Consider the following 15,551-nt stretch of genomic DNA (forward strand, 5'->3'; position numbering starts at 1 on the left):
CGCGCCTTTCGTTCAGTCCGCCGGTGGGCCGATCCACTCGTCGATGGCGCGCACGTCGTCGTCGCTGGCCGCGACGATGCGGTAGCCCGCCCAGAACTGGCCGTTGGACGCCGCCGGCTCGTGCCATTGTTCCTGGATGCCGATCTCGACCCGATGTTGCCGGTGGTGGGCGTCATGCAACGTGAAGACGATCTGGTAGACGGCGCCGTCCCGCGGCTTCGCCTTCACGAGCAGCATCACGCCGGTCGCGGAGAGGTTGCCGAGCTGGCCGATGTCCTGCTCGGTGAACCAGTTCTTCACCGCGATGGGCGCGGTGGCGCGCTTGCGCGGCGCGCGGCGCTGTTCGGCTTCGCGGATCATGCGTGGCCCGCCATGCGTTCGCGCACGCCTTCGCGGCGCAGGTTGCGCGCGACGGCCCGCCAGGCGCGGTCGACGATCGACAGCCGCTGTTCCTTCCATTCCCGCGCCTCGCCGTTCGCCATGAGGCGCGCGAGGCGGGTGAGGTCGACGTCCTCGGTGCGCGCGCCGCGCTGGTTCACGAACAGGCAGCGGCCCGTCGTCGGCGAGAACCAGGCGAGCTTGCGCAGCGCGATGCCGCCGTCCGGCTGGACGAACTGGAACCACGTGCCGAAGCGCAGGCTGGCGAAGCCGTCGTGGATGGCCCTCGCCGCGGGGTCCAGTGGCGTGGGCACGACGGGCGCGGCGGGCTCGCCATGCGCGGTCCCTTCGCCCAGGCGCGGACGCTGCTTGAGGCGCACGGCGACGTCGGTCGGCGTCAGGCCATCGTCGTTCTGCCGTTCGGCGGGCTCGAAGACACCGGCCGCGACCTGCGCCGCTTCCGACGGATGCATGCCTAGGTGTTCGAGGCCGCGCTCGACGTCCGAGCGGAGCTTGTTCGCATCGGCGATCGGACGGCGACCGAGCAGCTGGTCGGTGACGCCGAGGCAATGCAGGAACGCCTCGCCGTTCTCGCCGCCGCGAAGGATGTGCAGCGCGAGCACATCGGCCCACGTGCGCTCCAGCAGGATGCGCAGCACGCCGCGTGGTGCCGCGCCGCGCACCATGCGTTCAGCCATGATCTCGGCGGCGCGCTGGCGAGCGCGCTCGAGCCGGTCGCGACCTTCCATCGCCTCGATCTGGCGACGCTCGGCCACGTGCGCCTTGCGCGAGAGCATGGCGATCTGCTGTTCGATCTCGGCGCGCCACACGGGATCGATCACCTGCGCGCTGCTCGCTTCCACGACGAGGCGCTCGAGGCGATCCACGAGCGCGGCGTCCGGCTCGCCTTCCGACGGATCGAGCCAGTGATGCGCCGCCTCGCTCACGGTGTCGAGCAGCTGGCGCGCGGGATGTTCGGCCTGGTCGAAGAAACCGCGATCGTTCACGGCGGCGCGCAGCATCGGCCATTGCAGGCCGCCGAGCACGGCGCGGCCGGGGCTGGTCACGGCGATCTGTTCGCCCAGGCTCTCGAAGAGCCGTGCGGTCAGCTCGACCGTGTCGCCCTGCTCGATCGTGAGTTCGGCGGGCGGCGAGCCCGCCGGCCGGCCACGATTGAGCTGGTTGAGGAGTTCGTCGCGCAGCGCCTGCGCGCTGCGGATCTCGCGCTGCGCGGCATCGGTGACGTCGGTGACGTGGCCCTGCAGGGCGAAAAGCGCCGTCTGCAGTTCGTCGTCCGAGGCGAGCCGGCCCGGCGCGAACCCCGCTCCGCGGCTGGTTTCGACGCGCGAGGCGAGCAGGGCGCGCAGGCCCTCGAGGACGCCGATGTTGCCGTCCACGGCCGCGCCGCCCCCACTTCCGCCGCCCGCGCCGCTGCCCCCGCCCGCGGCGGCGGTTTCGCCGGCTTTATGCCGCTCGGACGCCGGCGTCGTGGCGACGCGCACGTTCGGGTAGACGCGGAACCCGGGAAGGATGCCGCGGGTGCGGTAATGCTCGTTCAGCGCGCCGTAGAAGGCTTCGCCGTGGGCGAGCACATGGGCGTCGACCGCCTGGAAGAGCAGCAGCCGGTGCGCGCTCGACAGCGGCATCGGCTCGACGGCCGCCTGAAGCGCCGCCGTGAGCGCGCGGGGTCCGGCGGGCAACGCCTCGCCCTCCAGCGGCGGCGTGCCGGCGAGCACCGCCAGGCGATAGCCGAGCTCGAACAGGCTGCTGGCACTGCGCGCTTCGCCCCGCGACGCCATGCTGGACAGGGCATCCGCCTGTTCCTGCTCCTCGGGATCCACGAGGCTGAGGGTCAGGTGCTCGCTCGTGGCGGCGGGCTTCGCGTCCACGACGTCGCCCAGGTGACGGAAGCGTTCCGACAGGTGCGAGGCGAAGCGGTTGCGGAAGCCGGGACCGTCACGCTCGACGATGTGACGGCTCTCGAAGCACGCCTGCTGTTCGAGATGGTTGCGGCTGCCCTCCGCGGCGGCGAACAGTCGATGGTCGAAGTCGCGCAGCGCTTCGCGCAGCGGCGAATCGAGCCAGGTCAGGCACAGCGACAGACCCTGCTGCGCTTCGCGTTCCGCACGCGGCGACAGGGCGACGGGATGCGGTCCCGTCCGGCCGTACGGCGGCTGCGTGCCTGCGCTCATGCGAATGCGGTCCTCCCCGACCTTCGCCGTAAGTTTAGGTGGCGACGGCACGGGCGCGCCAGCGGCGTGGCGGCCCGCTTATGGCTTATGGCGATAGGAATAGGGCGACGCCGCCCCGCCGACCGTGGACGACCCGCTTCGCCCGTCTACCGCGACATTCCCCGGGACATCTGCGCCTGCTGCGCCTGGATCTCCGCCAGCACCTGCGCCTGCTGAAGGTCGAACTGCGCCATCCGCTCGACGCTCTGTTCCGGGGCGGGCGACGGGTGGTTGAGGTCCACGCGGGCCGGCAGGGTCATCGGCCCGTGGCCGAAGACATGCAGCGTCATCGTCTCTTCGTTGATGTGCACCATCGAGAGATTCTCCGCCGTGATACGGCTGCGGTGGCACGCCGCCGTCGTCTGCAACAGCCGATTCTCGGAGGCATCCGGAATCTGCGTTTTCAGCAGTTCGTAGAGACCGTTCTGGGGATGGTCCGCGTGGCGTGGGTCGGACGGCGCTCGCCTCGGTGCGAGCGACGCGTCGGCCGCCGGCGCCTCGCGGCCCGTCGGCATGGCCACGGGCTCGCGGGGCTCGCGGGCCAGGGGTGACTCGACCGGCGCGATCGGCGGTGCGGCGGTACGCGTCACCGGCTCCAGGCTCTGATACGTGCTCATGGTCTCGCTCGTCGCCCGCGCGTCCACGCGGGCCTCCACGGGTGTCGACCGGCCGGCCGCCGCGCCCATGACGGGATCGATCGCGCGGTAAGCCGCCATGACCTCGTCGTGTGGCCGGTGCGCCGCGGCGATCGACGCGTCCCGGTCGTGGACCGCTTGCCGCACGCTCGCCAGCGTCTGCCGACCGCTCAGCCCATCCGCGACGAGGTCGTGCTCCCGCTGGAAGGCGCGTACCGCGGCCTGCGTTCCCGGACCGTAGTCGCCATCCGCGCGCAACGGGCGTCCCTGCGCGTCGGAGTAACCCAATCGCATGAGCTGTTCCTGCAACTGCCGCACGTCGTCGCCCCGGACACCCGGTCGCAGCGCCCGCTCCACGGCCGCCGCCGCGACACTGCGCACGGCAGGCTCGACATGCAGCAACGGCTGCCCCTCACTGTCGACCACCCTCGCCAGATCGACCGAACCGTCGCGCGCGCGCGTCAGCCCGAGCTCATCGCGAGAGACGGTCGCCCATTGACCTTCGACGAAGGTCACGCCCTTGCCGTCGGCGTTCCACTGCACGATCTGGGTCCCGTCGGTGTAGAAGCCCGTACCGGTGATTTTGCCCTCGTGGTAGGGGCGCCCCTGTTCCAGCGCGTCGAGAAAAGCCATGGCCTGCTTGGGCGCATGGAAGAGGTTCTTGATCAGCGTGTAGTGCGCGGCGAGGTCGGGTCGGTCCGGGTCGGCACCGATCTCCGTGGGCCGGACCAGTGGATCGGCGAGCACTTCTCGCCATGCGCGGCCGATCGGGCTGTTCTCGTCGGCGTTGTGGAGGCGGGTGAGGACTTTCGCGCCGACGAGGGCGTGTTCGCGACCGGAGGCCAGATACCTCTTGTGATGCGATTCGGCATAGGACAGAACATCATCGAGAGTGTCGAGCGATCTGTCACGGGCGTGAGGTGCCTTCATCGCGCTGTAAAGACCTTTGCCCGCGGTTTGGTTCTGATTGAAGGCTTTTGCCACGATCGTTGCGATGATGATTTGCTCATCCACTGTCGCGTTCTTATAGGCCACCGAATCGACAATCTCGACGAGAGCGTGCGTACGAATGTGCTCGACCTGATCGACATCACGCGCGTGCACAAAATTGCGCCCATCTTTCGAGGCGAGAAATGCACTCAGCTGGTTCTGGAGCGACGGATCGATATCTCGGCCGCCCTGATCTCTGATCGCCCTGCCGTTTCGGGATAGATCCGCGACGGACGCGACAACATCGGCATCGCTGAGGTCCGGCCAGTCGGGCGATCGCGCCGCCCACTCTCGATAAGCCGCCACCATTTCCCTTGCGGTTTTTTTCTTATCTTGCCCAAGGTCCTTCTGCAAGGTTCCGATCGACAATCCACTATTGCCCATCGGATCCATTTTCCCATTGACTCTAGTTCCCGCAAACGACAGCGTGGCAGCGACGTCCTTTTCGCGAAGCGTACCCTCCGATGCCACGCCCACCGCGAAGTACGCGATGGCTCGCAGTTCTTGCGCGTTGAGCGCTTTACGACCAGCCATGTCTCCAATCCTTTTTGTTTTTTAAGCGCATCAATCCAGACGCAAAGCCTTCAGTACGTGCCCGAGGACGTCCTGTACCTGAAGCGCTTTGGCGTCATCGATTGCGCGCTGAACCTCGGATTCCTCGAATATATGCAACGCAGGGGCTTCGCCGACCGGACTGAGGTCGTCCGTACGCACGCGGAATACGTATTTCCCTGCCGAAATCAGCATGGTGCCGTCGCGAAGTTCGATGGCGGTACTGAGTAATGACGCCCAATCGTCATCCGGGCACGAGGCGCATCGGTACATAGGCACCTTGCTCCAGATCACCCTGGAATGGTCTTCGGTTCTGCGCTGATAGGTATTTAGCCAAACCGACTGCTTGGGACCACGGGATACCTCGATCGTCGGTGAGCTGAAATCGATATTCTTCCCGGCCGCGCCGCCTGGCCTTCCATCCTTAAAGTAGAAATATTTATCGGACGTGTCCTTATGCTCGACCCCTTTCGCATCGACGAAGGAGTCGATGTACTGCTCGCCGAGTTCACCCGTCACTTCAAGGACTTCGCCGGTGAAGAAGTCGAGCGCCTTACCTTTGGTTTCCCCGTATGCCGGACGGGCAACCGCCCACGCCGTCCACTTGCCGTCGACATGTTCGACGATGAAGTTTTCCGCCCACTCCTCACCGTTGCCGACCTCGCGCTGGGCGATGCCGTTGTTCGGCCACACCGGCTCGGCGACAGTTTTCTTCGACGCAACCGCTTCATTAGCTGGCTGCTTCGTTTCCACATGCATACTTGGCGCCGGCATTGCCGCCCCGGCCGCCAAGGCCGCGGCCATCGCCATCTTCCGTCGTTTCATCGCATCATCCTCGATAGGCTCTTCATGGGGTGGGGTTCTCAGGTCGGGCCGCGTGCGCGACATCGGCTTGCGTCGCAACCCGGTCCCGAAGTCGTAACCAGGCTCCGGCCACTCGTGCACGTCCTCATCCTTCTTCTCGCGCAGCTGCTCGGCCGTGGCGCGCAGGTACTGTTCCTGCCCCGGATCGACGTAGGTGCATTTATGGATCGGCCGCAGTTGCGACGGCCTCAAGCCGTCTTCCGGATCGATCTCGTCGTTTTCGGGGTGGCAGACATAGCAGCGCACAAAGGCAGGGCGCTCCTTTGCCCAGGGGGACCTCATGGCCTCCCAGGCCCGCATGCTGGCCACCCATCGGTCGTCGGGTCCGGTCGGTCGGTCGGCGTCTTGCTTCTCTTGGTTCATCGGCTGCTTTCCATGCAGATGTGGAGGGCATTCGCCCGGGTGCTGTGCGGCGGATCTTCAGTTCGCTTCGTCGAGATGCAGTGCTTTCAGCACGTCCGCGAAGACATCGACGACGTGCCCTGTGTCGCATCTATGCCGCGAGTGCGTCTTTCAGCTTGCCTGTCGCGCTGGGCGCAGCTGGCGGCGGTGGTGCCGCGATCGCCGATGGCTTCGCCGACACCGTCGTCGGCGGCAAGGCCGCTAGCGCCTTGAAGCCCTTGTCCTTGAAGAACCAGTTCTTGCGGGCGCGGATGGGTTTGCATCCTTCGTAGAAGATCAGCTCCTCGTCGGCGGGCAGTTCCTTGATCTCCTGGGGCAGCATCAGGGCGCGGCGTTCGTCGTGCTGGCTGGTCGATACCTGGTGGCCGCTGCCGCCGCGGCTGACGCTCCGTTGCGTCTGGCGCTGCGTTCGGTAGCCGAGCATCTCGCTGTATTCGTTCGCGTCGCTCTGCTCGCGGGGCGCGAAGACGACCTGCGCGCCGTGGTTGGTGATGAAGTTCTGCGCGTCGTGGTCGCCATAGGTCGAGCGCAGCTGCGCCCGGCTCTGCACGATGCAGAGGTCGCGCACGCCGTAGCTGGCCGAGATGGAGATGCGCTTCGACCACACGTCGACGCGACCCATGGCGGTGAACTCGTCCATGAGCATCAGCATCTGGTACTTCAGGTCGGGCTCCTCGCCCAGCTGCTTGCCGAGGTTGCGGCCGATGAGCGCGCTGAAGAAGATGTTGAGCAGCTTGGCGCTCTCGTCGAGCTTATGCGTCGGGATGACGACGTACAGCGTCGTGGGCTCGCGCCGGAAGCGGTCCACGTCGAAGTCGGTCGCGTTGGTGGCTGCGGCGAGAATGGGGCTGAGGAACTGCTGCAACGGCGCCTGCATGGTCGCGATCACCGACGAGAACGTGTCCTCGGCGAGGCCTGCGAGGTTGGTGAATACCGTTCTGGTTTGCCTGCTGACCCACGAGAGCGACGCGTCGCCGACGATGGATTTCAGCAGCGCCTGCGTGCCCATCGCCTGCGTCCCGCTGGAGAACCCGAGGATGCGCTCGAAGCTCGGGAAGTCGGTCGAGGTGTTGGGTTGCGGCCTTGCCTCGGCGGGTAGGCCGGCCTGCGTCATCTCCCGGAGGCCGTGGTCCCACGCCTCGAACAGGTAAGAGCCGAAGGCCACGAATGCCGCGCGGCTCTGTGCGCTCCAGAACGGATCGCGACCGCCGTCGTCGGGATAGAGGATGGCGGCGATGGTCTGCAGTTCGCCGATGCGTTTCGCCGGGTCCATGGAGGCGAGCGGGGTCATGGGATTGAAGCGATCCGTGCGGCCGGCCTCGTCGTAGGGGGCCCACACGAACACCTTCTGGCCGAGCGCCTTGCGGCATCCGCTCGTGGTCCGGTGGAGTTCGCCCTTCACGTCGAGGACGACCATCGAATGCTCGTAGGTCATCAGCACGGGGATCGCGATGCTGGTGGTCTTGCCCGAGCGCGTCGGGCTGATGACGATGACGTGCTGCGCGCCGCTCAGCCAGAGGCGGTGCCTGCCGGAGGCGCCGATGAGGATGCTTTCGGGCCGTCGCGTGAGCAGGCCCGCGCGGCGGAGTTCGGCAAGCGTGGCGAATCGCGCGTCGCCGTGGGCGGCTTCGGGCGGGCGTTGGAACATGCGGAGCACCACGGCGCCCCAGCCGAGGATGGGTACGGCGAACCCGGTGAAGACAGATCCCTTGATCCGCAACGTGTACGGCGCGAAGGACGGATCGTCGAGCGCCTTGAGGCAGCGCCACCACAGGTCGATCGTCAGCGGTGTCGCAAGATCCACCAGCTTGATCGCGATCGTGCCCGACAGGTACGCGCCGCCGACGAGCGTCGGTACCGCGAGCATCAGTGCCGATGCCAACTTCGTCTTGCTTTCCATGCCTCTGCGCTCCGTGCAGAAAAGGCGCGGAGTGTCGCGACACGGCGATGAACGGCCGATGTATTCAGCACGTCATACGTGACGTGGCGCGATCTTCCGGACGCCGCCGCACGGCGGCTCGCTTTGGCGCGCTCCGCAGTCCCTGAGAATTTCCGCAGCCGACCGCGCCGCTCAGGCCATGAAGGCTTCGATGACGTCGTTGAGGAAGCGCTGGCCGAGCGGGGTGGTCTTCAGCAGGGTCTCGTCGTCCACCAGCCAGCCGCGCTCGATGCAGGCCGCGCGCGCCGCGGCGATCGATCCCGCAGGCACGCCGGTGCGCTCCGCGAAATCGGTCGCGGGCACGCCGTCGATGAGGCGCAGGGCGTTGAGCATGTATTCGAACGGCAGGTCGGCGGCCATGACAAGGCCATCGCCACCGATGCGCGCCGGCTGTCCGGCGCTGGCGAGATAGGCGGCGGGGAGGCGGGTCTTCCAGCGCCGGCGCACGCCGGTGGCGTCGCTGATCTTGCCGTGCGCGCCCGCGCCGATGCCGAGGTAGTCGCCGAACCGCCAATAGTTGAGGTTGTGTTCGCAGCGGCGCCCCGGCCGGGCATAGGCGGAGACTTCGTACTGCCCGTAACCCGCCTCGGCGAGACGGGCCTCGCAGGCTTCCTGGATCGCCCACGCCGCGTCGTCGTCCGGCAGTGGCGGCGGGTTCGCGGCGAACGCGGTGTTCGGCTCGAGCGTCAGCTGATAATGCGATACATGGGTGGGTGACAGCGCGATGGCGCGATCGACATCGTCGAGGGCACCTTCGAGCGTCTGCTCCGGCAGGGCGTACATCAGGTCGATGTTGATGTTGTCGATGCCCGCGTCCTGCGCCTGCCGGACGGCGTCCGCCGCCTCGTTCGACGAGTGGATGCGACCGAGCCGGCGCAGCTTGTCGTCGTCGAAGCTCTGCACTCCGAAGGAAATGCGGTTCACGCCGGCCGCGAGGTAGCCGTCGAAACGACCGTGCTCGACGGTGCCCGGGTTCGTTTCGAGCGTGACTTCGGCATCCGTCGCGAAGGCCAGCCGCTCCCGCGCGCCGTCGAGGAATCGTCCCACCAGTTCCGGCGAGAAGAGGCTCGGCGTGCCGCCGCCGAAGAACACCGTCTCGATCCGCCGGCCGTGCACCGCGGCGCCGACGTCGCGGAGATCGGCGTCGAGATCGGCCAGCAAGACGTCCACGTAGGATGCATAGTCGGGCGTACCGCCCCGCACGCCGTGCGAATTGAAGTCGCAGTACGGACACTTGCGCACGCACCACGGCATGTGGACGTACAGGGACAGTGGCGGCGGGACGAGAGTCATACGGATCCGGCGAGGCCCGCCTTGAGCCGTTCGAGCGCCTGGCCCCGGTGGCTGAGGCGGTTCTTCAACGCGAAGTCGAGTTCCGCCGCCGAGACGTCGTGCCCGTCGGGCAGGAACAGCGGGTCGTAGCCGAAGCCGCCTTCGCCCCGCGGCGCTTCGAGGATGTGGCCGTACCAGCGGCCTTCCGCGATCAGCGGCGCCGGATCGTCGGCATGACGCAGCAGGACGAGCACCGCGATGAAGTACGCGCCGCGCTTTTCGGGCGGCACGCCGTCGAGTTCGCGCAGGAGCTTCGCGTTGTTGGCGGCGCTGTCGCCGTGCGTGCCGGCGTAGCGGGCGGCATAGAGTCCGGGCGCGCCGTCTAGCGCGTCCACGCAGATGCCCGAGTCGTCCGCCAGCGCGGGCAGACCCGTGGCGCGTGCCGCGTGGCGCGCCTTGATCAGGGCGTTCTCCACGAACGTCAGACCCGTCTCGTCGGCGTCCACGACACCGAGCGACGTCTGCGCGACGAGTTGCACGCCGGTGCCTTCGAGCAGTTGCTCGAGTTCGATCACTTTGCCGGCGTTGCCGGAGGCGAGGACGATGCGCATGGCGTTCTAGGGATTCCCGGTCGCGAATTCGGGCGCGTAACGCACGCAGCCCTTGTAACCGGCAAGTCCGTCGACGGTGAGGGGCAGCACCTGGAAGGCGTTGCCGCCGTCGTAGGTATCGAACAGGCCGTGCGCCGAGGCCTTGGTGAAGCCGAACTGCGTGTAGTACGCCGGCGAACCCAGCACGAAGATCGCCTTCGCGTCGCGCACGAAGCACGCGCCGATGCCTTCTTCGATCAACGCGTGGCCGATGCCCAGGCGCTGGTGCTCGGGCAGGACGGCGACGGGCGCGAGGCCGAGCGCGTTGCCGTCGTCGCCTTCTTCGATGCTGACGGGCGAGAACAGGACGTGACCGATCACCGCGTCGCCGTCGTCCACGGCCACGAGCGAGATCGCGTCACGACCCGCGGCGACGAGCCGCCGCACCAGGTCGGCCTCGGCATCGCGACCGAACGCGGCCTTGTGGACGGCGACGATGGCCTCGAGGTCGTCGGCGCTGGCGGCACGGATCTCGCTCACGGCGTGGCCTCCAGCGCGGCGCGCTGCGCATGCACCAGGTCGGCGATGCCCTTCGCGGCGAGATCGAGCATCGCGTTCATCTCCTCGCGGCGGAAGGCGTGGCCCTCTGCCGTTCCCTGCACCTCGATGAAGCCGCCGCCGTCGTTCATGACGACGTTCATGTCGGTATCGCAGTTGGAGTCTTCGGCGTAGTCGAGGTCGAGCACCGGCACGCCGTTGTAGACGCCGACGGACACCGCGGCGATCGCGCCGAGGATCGGGTTGCGCTTGACGGCGTTGCGTTTCGTCAGCGTCGCGACGGCGTCGACCAGCGCGACATAGGCGCCGGTGATGGCCGCGGTGCGCGTGCCGCCGTCGGCCTGGATCACGTCGCAGTCGAGGGTGATCACGCGCTCGCCGAGGGCGGCGCGGTCGACGCAGGCGCGCAGCGAGCGGCCGATCAGTCGCTGGATCTCCATGGTGCGACCGCCCTGGCCGCCGCGCGCGGCTTCGCGCTGCGTGCGATCGGTGGTCGCGCGGGGCAGCATGCCGTACTCGGCCGTGACCCAGCCCTCGCCTTTGCCGCGCAGCCACGGCGGGACGCGCTCCTCGATCGAGGCGGTGCACAGCACCTTCGTGTCGCCGAAGGACACGAGCACGGAGCCCTCCGCATGGCGGGTGTAGTGGCGTTCGATGCTGACGGGGCGCAGCTGGTCGGCGGCGCGGCCGCTCGGACGGGAAAAGGTCATGTGGGGGCCTGAGTTGGGCACGGGCGGTGGGTCAGTTTACCATTGCGACCTTTCCTCAACGCGCCACCGGGGCCAACGATGATCCGCAGCATGACCGCCTACGCTTCCGCCGACAGCGCGGGCCCGTCCGGCACGCTGACCTGCGAGGTGCGCACGGTCAACCACCGCTACCTCGAGATCAGCCCCCGGCTGCCCGAGGAAATGCGCGGCTTCGAGAGCGCGCTGCGCGAGCGGATCGCCCAGCGTCTTTCGCGCGGCAAGGTCGACGTCACCGTCCGCCTCCGCGCCGACGCGGGCGCCGGCGAAGGTCTGCGCATAAACGGCAGCGTGCTCTCCCGCCTCTCCGAACTGGCGCTGGATCTCGAGCAGCGCTTCCCGCGCATGCGCATCGAGTTCACGGAACTGCTGCGCTTCCCGGGCGTCATGCAGCAGCCCGAGACCGACGCGGACGCCCTCCAGGGCGCGCTGCTCGACGTCCTCGATCGCGCGCTGGCCGTCCTCGGCGACACCCGCGGCCGCGAAGGCGAGAAGCTCGGCGAAATCCTGCGCGACCGCCTCGACGGCATCGAGAAGATCGTGGGCGACGTGCGCGGCTGGCTCCCCGAGATCCGGACGGCCCTGCGCGCCCGCCTCGAAGCCCGCCTGGCCGACGTTCGTCAGCCGGTGGAACCGGGTCGCCTCGAACAGGAACTGGTGCTGCAGATCACGCGCATCGACGTCGACGAGGAACTCGATCGCCTGAGCACCCACATCGCCGAGGCCCGCCGCGTCCTCGCCCTGAAGGAACCGATCGGTCGCCGCCTCGACTTCCTCATGCAGGAATTCAATCGCGAGGCGAACACGCTCGGTTCCAAGTCGGTCGACTCGCGCACCACCAACGCCGCGGTCGAACTGAAGGTGCTGATCGAACAGATGCGCGAGCAGGTGCAGAACATCGAGTGACGGGAGACGGCATCCGGCCGCCCCCGTCGGAAATCGGCATCTATCGGGATGATGCGGAATCGGCGCCGGCGATGGTCTTCTGCACTTTGCCATTCCCGTCGAGGAAGTTGATGACCGGCGTCCCATCGGATGGCACCTTCACCTGGATTCTCTCTCTTCCGGCGCCATCCCTCATCGACAAGGTGGCGGTGCCATCGTCGTCACGCCCCACCCAGATACGTTGCTTGTTTCGCGCGTGCTCGACGCTGTCGGTGACCGAGAGCCCGGCGAAGTGGCTGTCCTTATCGTCCACGCCGATGAGCTGGACGACCTGATTCGCGTTGTAGCGATCGAACGAAAGGCTGCCGCCCGCGTCGACCACCTCGCCCTTGTCGTTGCGCTTTCCGCCGAAGATGAGGCCGCCGTTCTCGGAGCCCTCGTCGTTGAGGAAGATCATGCCGGCCTGGGGCCGGTCCACCTTGGGCTGTTCGGTGCCCTTGACGATGACGCCAGGGAGGCGTGCGCTGTTCGCCACCACCATCCGGAGCGTGCCATCGGGCTCGCGAATGTTGATTCGCTGCACATCGATTTCGTCGAAGGAGGTGCTGGCGTGCTTCGTGAAACCGGAGAGCAGCACGACCGCGATGGCCGCGGTCAGAACGCCGGAATAGACGACGAGAATGCGGTTAACGGACATGCGTTTCCTCCCTGGGCTGCCGAAGGGTGGCAGCCTAGCCAAGCCTGCGAGTCGGTGTCCACCATGACTCCCGGCACGGCGTGGCTCGGGTCCGTGTTGGTTCCGCGGTCCCAAATGCTTTGGCGTCGGGCTTCCCAGTACCGAATGGATGGTGCTTAATGCCTCCGTTTTCACGACCGGAGCGACGTGATGGTCCCTGCAGCATGGCGACGTTCAACCCGCATGGCGCTGATCGGCTTCGCGTGCAGTATCGTCGCATCATGGCCGCTCCATGCGGCGGAACCCGCACAAGGCACCTACAGCGGTACGTTGAACGGAGCGTCCTACCGCATCGATGTGCCGCCGAACTGGAACGGCGACCTCGTCATGCTGATGCATGGCTACCAGCCCGTGGGGGCTCCGGTCTCGACGCCGATGGCGGCCGCGGATGCGACGCCGGTGTTCCTGGGGAAGGGTTTCGCGGTGGCCCAGAGCCAGTACGCGTCGCAGGGCTGGGCGGTGAGCGACGCCGTCGCCGACACGGAGCGTCTCCGCCAGTACTTCGCGAAGACATACGTGCGCCCGGCGCATACCTATCTCTATGGGTTCTCGCTGGGCGGACTCGCGGTCGCCGCGAGCATCGAGCGCCATCCGCGCGCTTACACCGGCGCGATGATCACCTGCGGGTTGACGGTGTCGACGCCGGAATTTCTTGCGAAGGGGATCGTGGAGCCGCTGGTCGCGTTCGACGCGTTGATTCCGGGCGTGATCCCCGACCTCGCCGCACCCGGTTCGCCGCCGGCGATCGATCCGGGCGTCATCGCCGGCGCGCTGGAAAAGCATCCGAACGAGGCCGCCGTGCTCGCGAAGCGTCTCGAGCAGCGGCCGGAAACGCTGCCGACGCTGGCCCTGTACTACCTCGGGCTGCGCGAGATCGAACGACGCGCGGGCGGCATGCCCGTCGACAATCGCAAGGATGTGTACGAAGGCTTCGGCGACGACACGGCGGTCAATCGCAAGGCGCGCCGCTATGCCGCCTCGCCGAAGGCGGCCGCCTATGCGAAGGACAACGTCACCCTCACGGGCCGCATCGATACCCCGCTCGTGATGCAGTGGAACGCGTTCGATCCGACCATCCCGGCACGATTCCACGGCGTGTATCCGGCGCAGATCAGGGCCGCGGGGAGCGGACGGTGGCTGACCGTGCTCGATCCGGTGGGCGACGGGCACTGCGATTTCACTGACGAGCAGACGGCCGCGGCGTTCGACACGCTCGTGCGCAAGTCAGTCATCCGCTAATCGCGGCAATTCGCTCCAATGGCGTATCCTTGTTTCCGGTGCAGACTACCGCCTGACCCTTGGCCCGGCCACGCGCCGGGTTTCTTACGAACGGGAACACGTTGCCTCATGCCATCTTCCTTCATCGGCGCGCATCGCGACGCCGCCGCGGCCGCCATGGCCGATCGTCACCTCGTCCTGGGGATTCTCTGATGCGCCGCGCACTCATCGCGACGGCCTTGCTCGCCGGTGTCGTGGCGGGCGCGCATGCCGACGACTTCTTCCGCGACGCGAAGGTCAACGGCGAGGTCAGGCTGTACCGCTTCGATCGCGACTACGACAACCCGTCGACCAAGGACCAGTTCGCCAACTCGCTGACGGGCCTGCTCACCGTGCGTAGCGGAAGCGTCGGCGGATTCAGCGCGGTCGCTACCGGGTTCTCCGCGCATTCGTTCGGCACCCAGTCGCACGACACCGGGCGTATCGATACGTCGCTGATGGGGCCGGGCAACACCATCGACGGCTTCACGCAGGCCTTCGTCGAATACGCGAATCCATGGGTGACGGTGCGCGCGGGCGACCAGTACCTCAACACGCCGTGGATGGGGCAGTCCGATTCGCGCGTGGTCCCCGCGTCGTATCAGGGCGCGATGGTGGACTTCCGGCCGGCGAAGGGCTGGGACATCTATGCGATCCGCACGCTGCGCTGGAAGAGCCGCACGTCGGAGGGCTACAACGACGATAACGTCTATTACCCGTCGACGTACCACGGCGACAGCATGTACGGAAACAACGGCGCCCTTCCGCGGTCCGCGCGCTCGCAGGACGGCACCACGGCACTCGGTGGCACCTACACCTCCAAGGCGTTCAAGGCGCAGGCCTGGTACTACGACTTCGAGCATTTCGGTCGGATGGGCTACGTGGATGGCACGTACACGTTCGCCGCCGTGGGCGCGTTCAAGCCGTTCCTCGGTGCGCAGGTCGTACGCGAGACCAGCGGCTCGGGCAACGTCCTCGTCGGCACGCACACGCCGATCACCGGCGTGGCGGGCGAGCGCGTCGACGCGTCCGCCTGGGGCGTGGACGCCGGCGTGGGCGTGGGCAAGGCGAAGTTCGACGTCGCGTACAACAAGCTCGACAGCGACCGCAACGCGACGGGCGCCGGCGCGATCATCTCGCCCTATACGAACAGCTACGCGACGGACCCGCTCTACACGACATCCATGCTGCGCGGTCTCGTGGAACTGGGCCCGGGCACCGCATGGAAGGCGAGGGCGCAGTACGCGATGCTGCACGACGATCTCGTGGTCGCGGCGGCGTACGCGCGCTACGACACCGTGCTGCGCGGCGTCAGCCACAACCTGTACATGGACGTCATCTGGAAGCTCGACAACGTGCTGAAGGGGCTCCAGCTTCGGGACCGCTGGGAGCACACCGTCGGCGGCACCAACAACCTCAACCCGGGCAACCGGTCGTGGACGAACAACCGGCTGATGATCAGTTACGCGTTCTGATCCGCTGGGGCCGCTGGGGCGCGGATGCTAAAGTGCGCGGC

At 67.5% G+C, this 15,551-nt stretch carries 13 protein-coding genes; 3 read left to right on the forward strand and 10 right to left on the reverse strand.

The genetic code is table 11. The features are described from left to right. Positions 1-12: 12 nt before the first annotated feature. The 9 genes from BMW54_RS12015 to rph all read right to left on the reverse strand — a co-directional run bounded on the left by BMW54_RS12015 (position 13) and on the right by rph (position 11,121). Complete coding sequence (locus BMW54_RS12015) at positions 13-360, reverse strand: PilZ domain-containing protein (RefSeq protein WP_090056236.1); 348 nt, start codon at positions 358-360, stop codon at positions 13-15. Continuing rightward, on the reverse strand, positions 357-2,570 hold the full coding sequence (locus BMW54_RS12020) for a DUF1631 family protein (RefSeq protein WP_090056238.1): 2,214 nt from the start codon (positions 2,568-2,570) through the stop codon (positions 357-359). Before BMW54_RS12020 ends, BMW54_RS12015 begins: the two co-directional genes overlap by 4 nt. 146 nt (positions 2,571-2,716) lie before the next feature. Next, entirely contained in the window at positions 2,717-4,768 is a 2,052-nt protein-coding gene (locus BMW54_RS12025) for a peptidoglycan-binding domain-containing protein (protein ID WP_090056241.1), read from the reverse strand. Between the two features lie 30 nt (positions 4,769-4,798). Further along, positions 4,799-6,013, reverse strand: coding sequence for a hypothetical protein (locus BMW54_RS12030; RefSeq protein WP_090056243.1), 1,215 nt, complete (start codon positions 6,011-6,013; stop codon positions 4,799-4,801). 130 nt (positions 6,014-6,143) lie between these two features. Further along, positions 6,144-7,952: a type IV secretory system conjugative DNA transfer family protein gene (locus tag BMW54_RS12035; RefSeq protein WP_175472846.1), complete on the reverse strand. Its 1,809-nt coding sequence runs from the start codon at positions 7,950-7,952 to the stop codon at positions 6,144-6,146. A 171-nt stretch (positions 7,953-8,123) separates the two neighbouring features. Continuing rightward, positions 8,124-9,284: a radical SAM family heme chaperone HemW gene (hemW, locus tag BMW54_RS12040; RefSeq protein ID WP_090056245.1), complete on the reverse strand. Its 1,161-nt coding sequence runs from the start codon at positions 9,282-9,284 to the stop codon at positions 8,124-8,126. Then, the gene (gene rdgB, locus BMW54_RS12045) at positions 9,281-9,874 is read right to left on the reverse strand and encodes an RdgB/HAM1 family non-canonical purine NTP pyrophosphatase (RefSeq protein ID WP_090056247.1); all 594 of its coding nucleotides are present in this window, start codon (positions 9,872-9,874) and stop codon (positions 9,281-9,283) included. The genes hemW and rdgB overlap by 4 nt, the downstream gene beginning before the upstream one ends. A gap of 6 nt (positions 9,875-9,880) precedes the next feature. After that, positions 9,881-10,393 carry a GNAT family N-acetyltransferase gene (locus BMW54_RS12050; RefSeq protein ID WP_090056250.1) on the reverse strand — a complete coding sequence of 171 codons (513 nt, stop codon included), beginning with the start codon at positions 10,391-10,393 and terminating at the stop codon, positions 9,881-9,883. After that, positions 10,390-11,121 carry a ribonuclease PH gene (gene rph, locus BMW54_RS12055; RefSeq protein ID WP_090056251.1) on the reverse strand — a complete coding sequence of 244 codons (732 nt, stop codon included), beginning with the start codon at positions 11,119-11,121 and terminating at the stop codon, positions 10,390-10,392. The genes BMW54_RS12050 and rph overlap by 4 nt, the downstream gene beginning before the upstream one ends. A gap of 78 nt (positions 11,122-11,199) precedes the next feature. On the opposite strand from rph, the gene BMW54_RS12060 reads away from it, so the two are divergent. Beyond that, positions 11,200-12,063 carry a YicC/YloC family endoribonuclease gene (locus tag BMW54_RS12060; protein ID WP_090056254.1) on the forward strand — a complete coding sequence of 288 codons (864 nt, stop codon included), beginning with the start codon at positions 11,200-11,202 and terminating at the stop codon, positions 12,061-12,063. 40 nt (positions 12,064-12,103) lie between these two features. Here the strand turns inward: BMW54_RS12060 and BMW54_RS12065 are convergent, their stop codons facing one another. Continuing rightward, complete coding sequence (locus BMW54_RS12065) at positions 12,104-12,739, reverse strand: hypothetical protein (protein ID WP_090056255.1); 636 nt, start codon at positions 12,737-12,739, stop codon at positions 12,104-12,106. Between the two features lie 309 nt (positions 12,740-13,048). Between BMW54_RS12065 and BMW54_RS12070 the strand changes: the two genes are divergently transcribed. Beyond that, a complete protein-coding gene (locus BMW54_RS12070) occupies positions 13,049-14,017 on the forward strand; it encodes a hypothetical protein (RefSeq protein ID WP_254779309.1) in 969 nt (322 codons plus the stop codon). Between the two features lie 191 nt (positions 14,018-14,208). Further along, positions 14,209-15,510, forward strand: coding sequence for an OprD family outer membrane porin (locus tag BMW54_RS12075; RefSeq protein ID WP_090056260.1), 1,302 nt, complete (start codon positions 14,209-14,211; stop codon positions 15,508-15,510). Positions 15,511-15,551: the final 41 nt, after the last annotated feature.

Source organism: Luteibacter sp. 329MFSha (assembly GCF_900111665.1).
Classification (GTDB): Bacteria; Pseudomonadota; Gammaproteobacteria; order Xanthomonadales; family Rhodanobacteraceae; genus Luteibacter.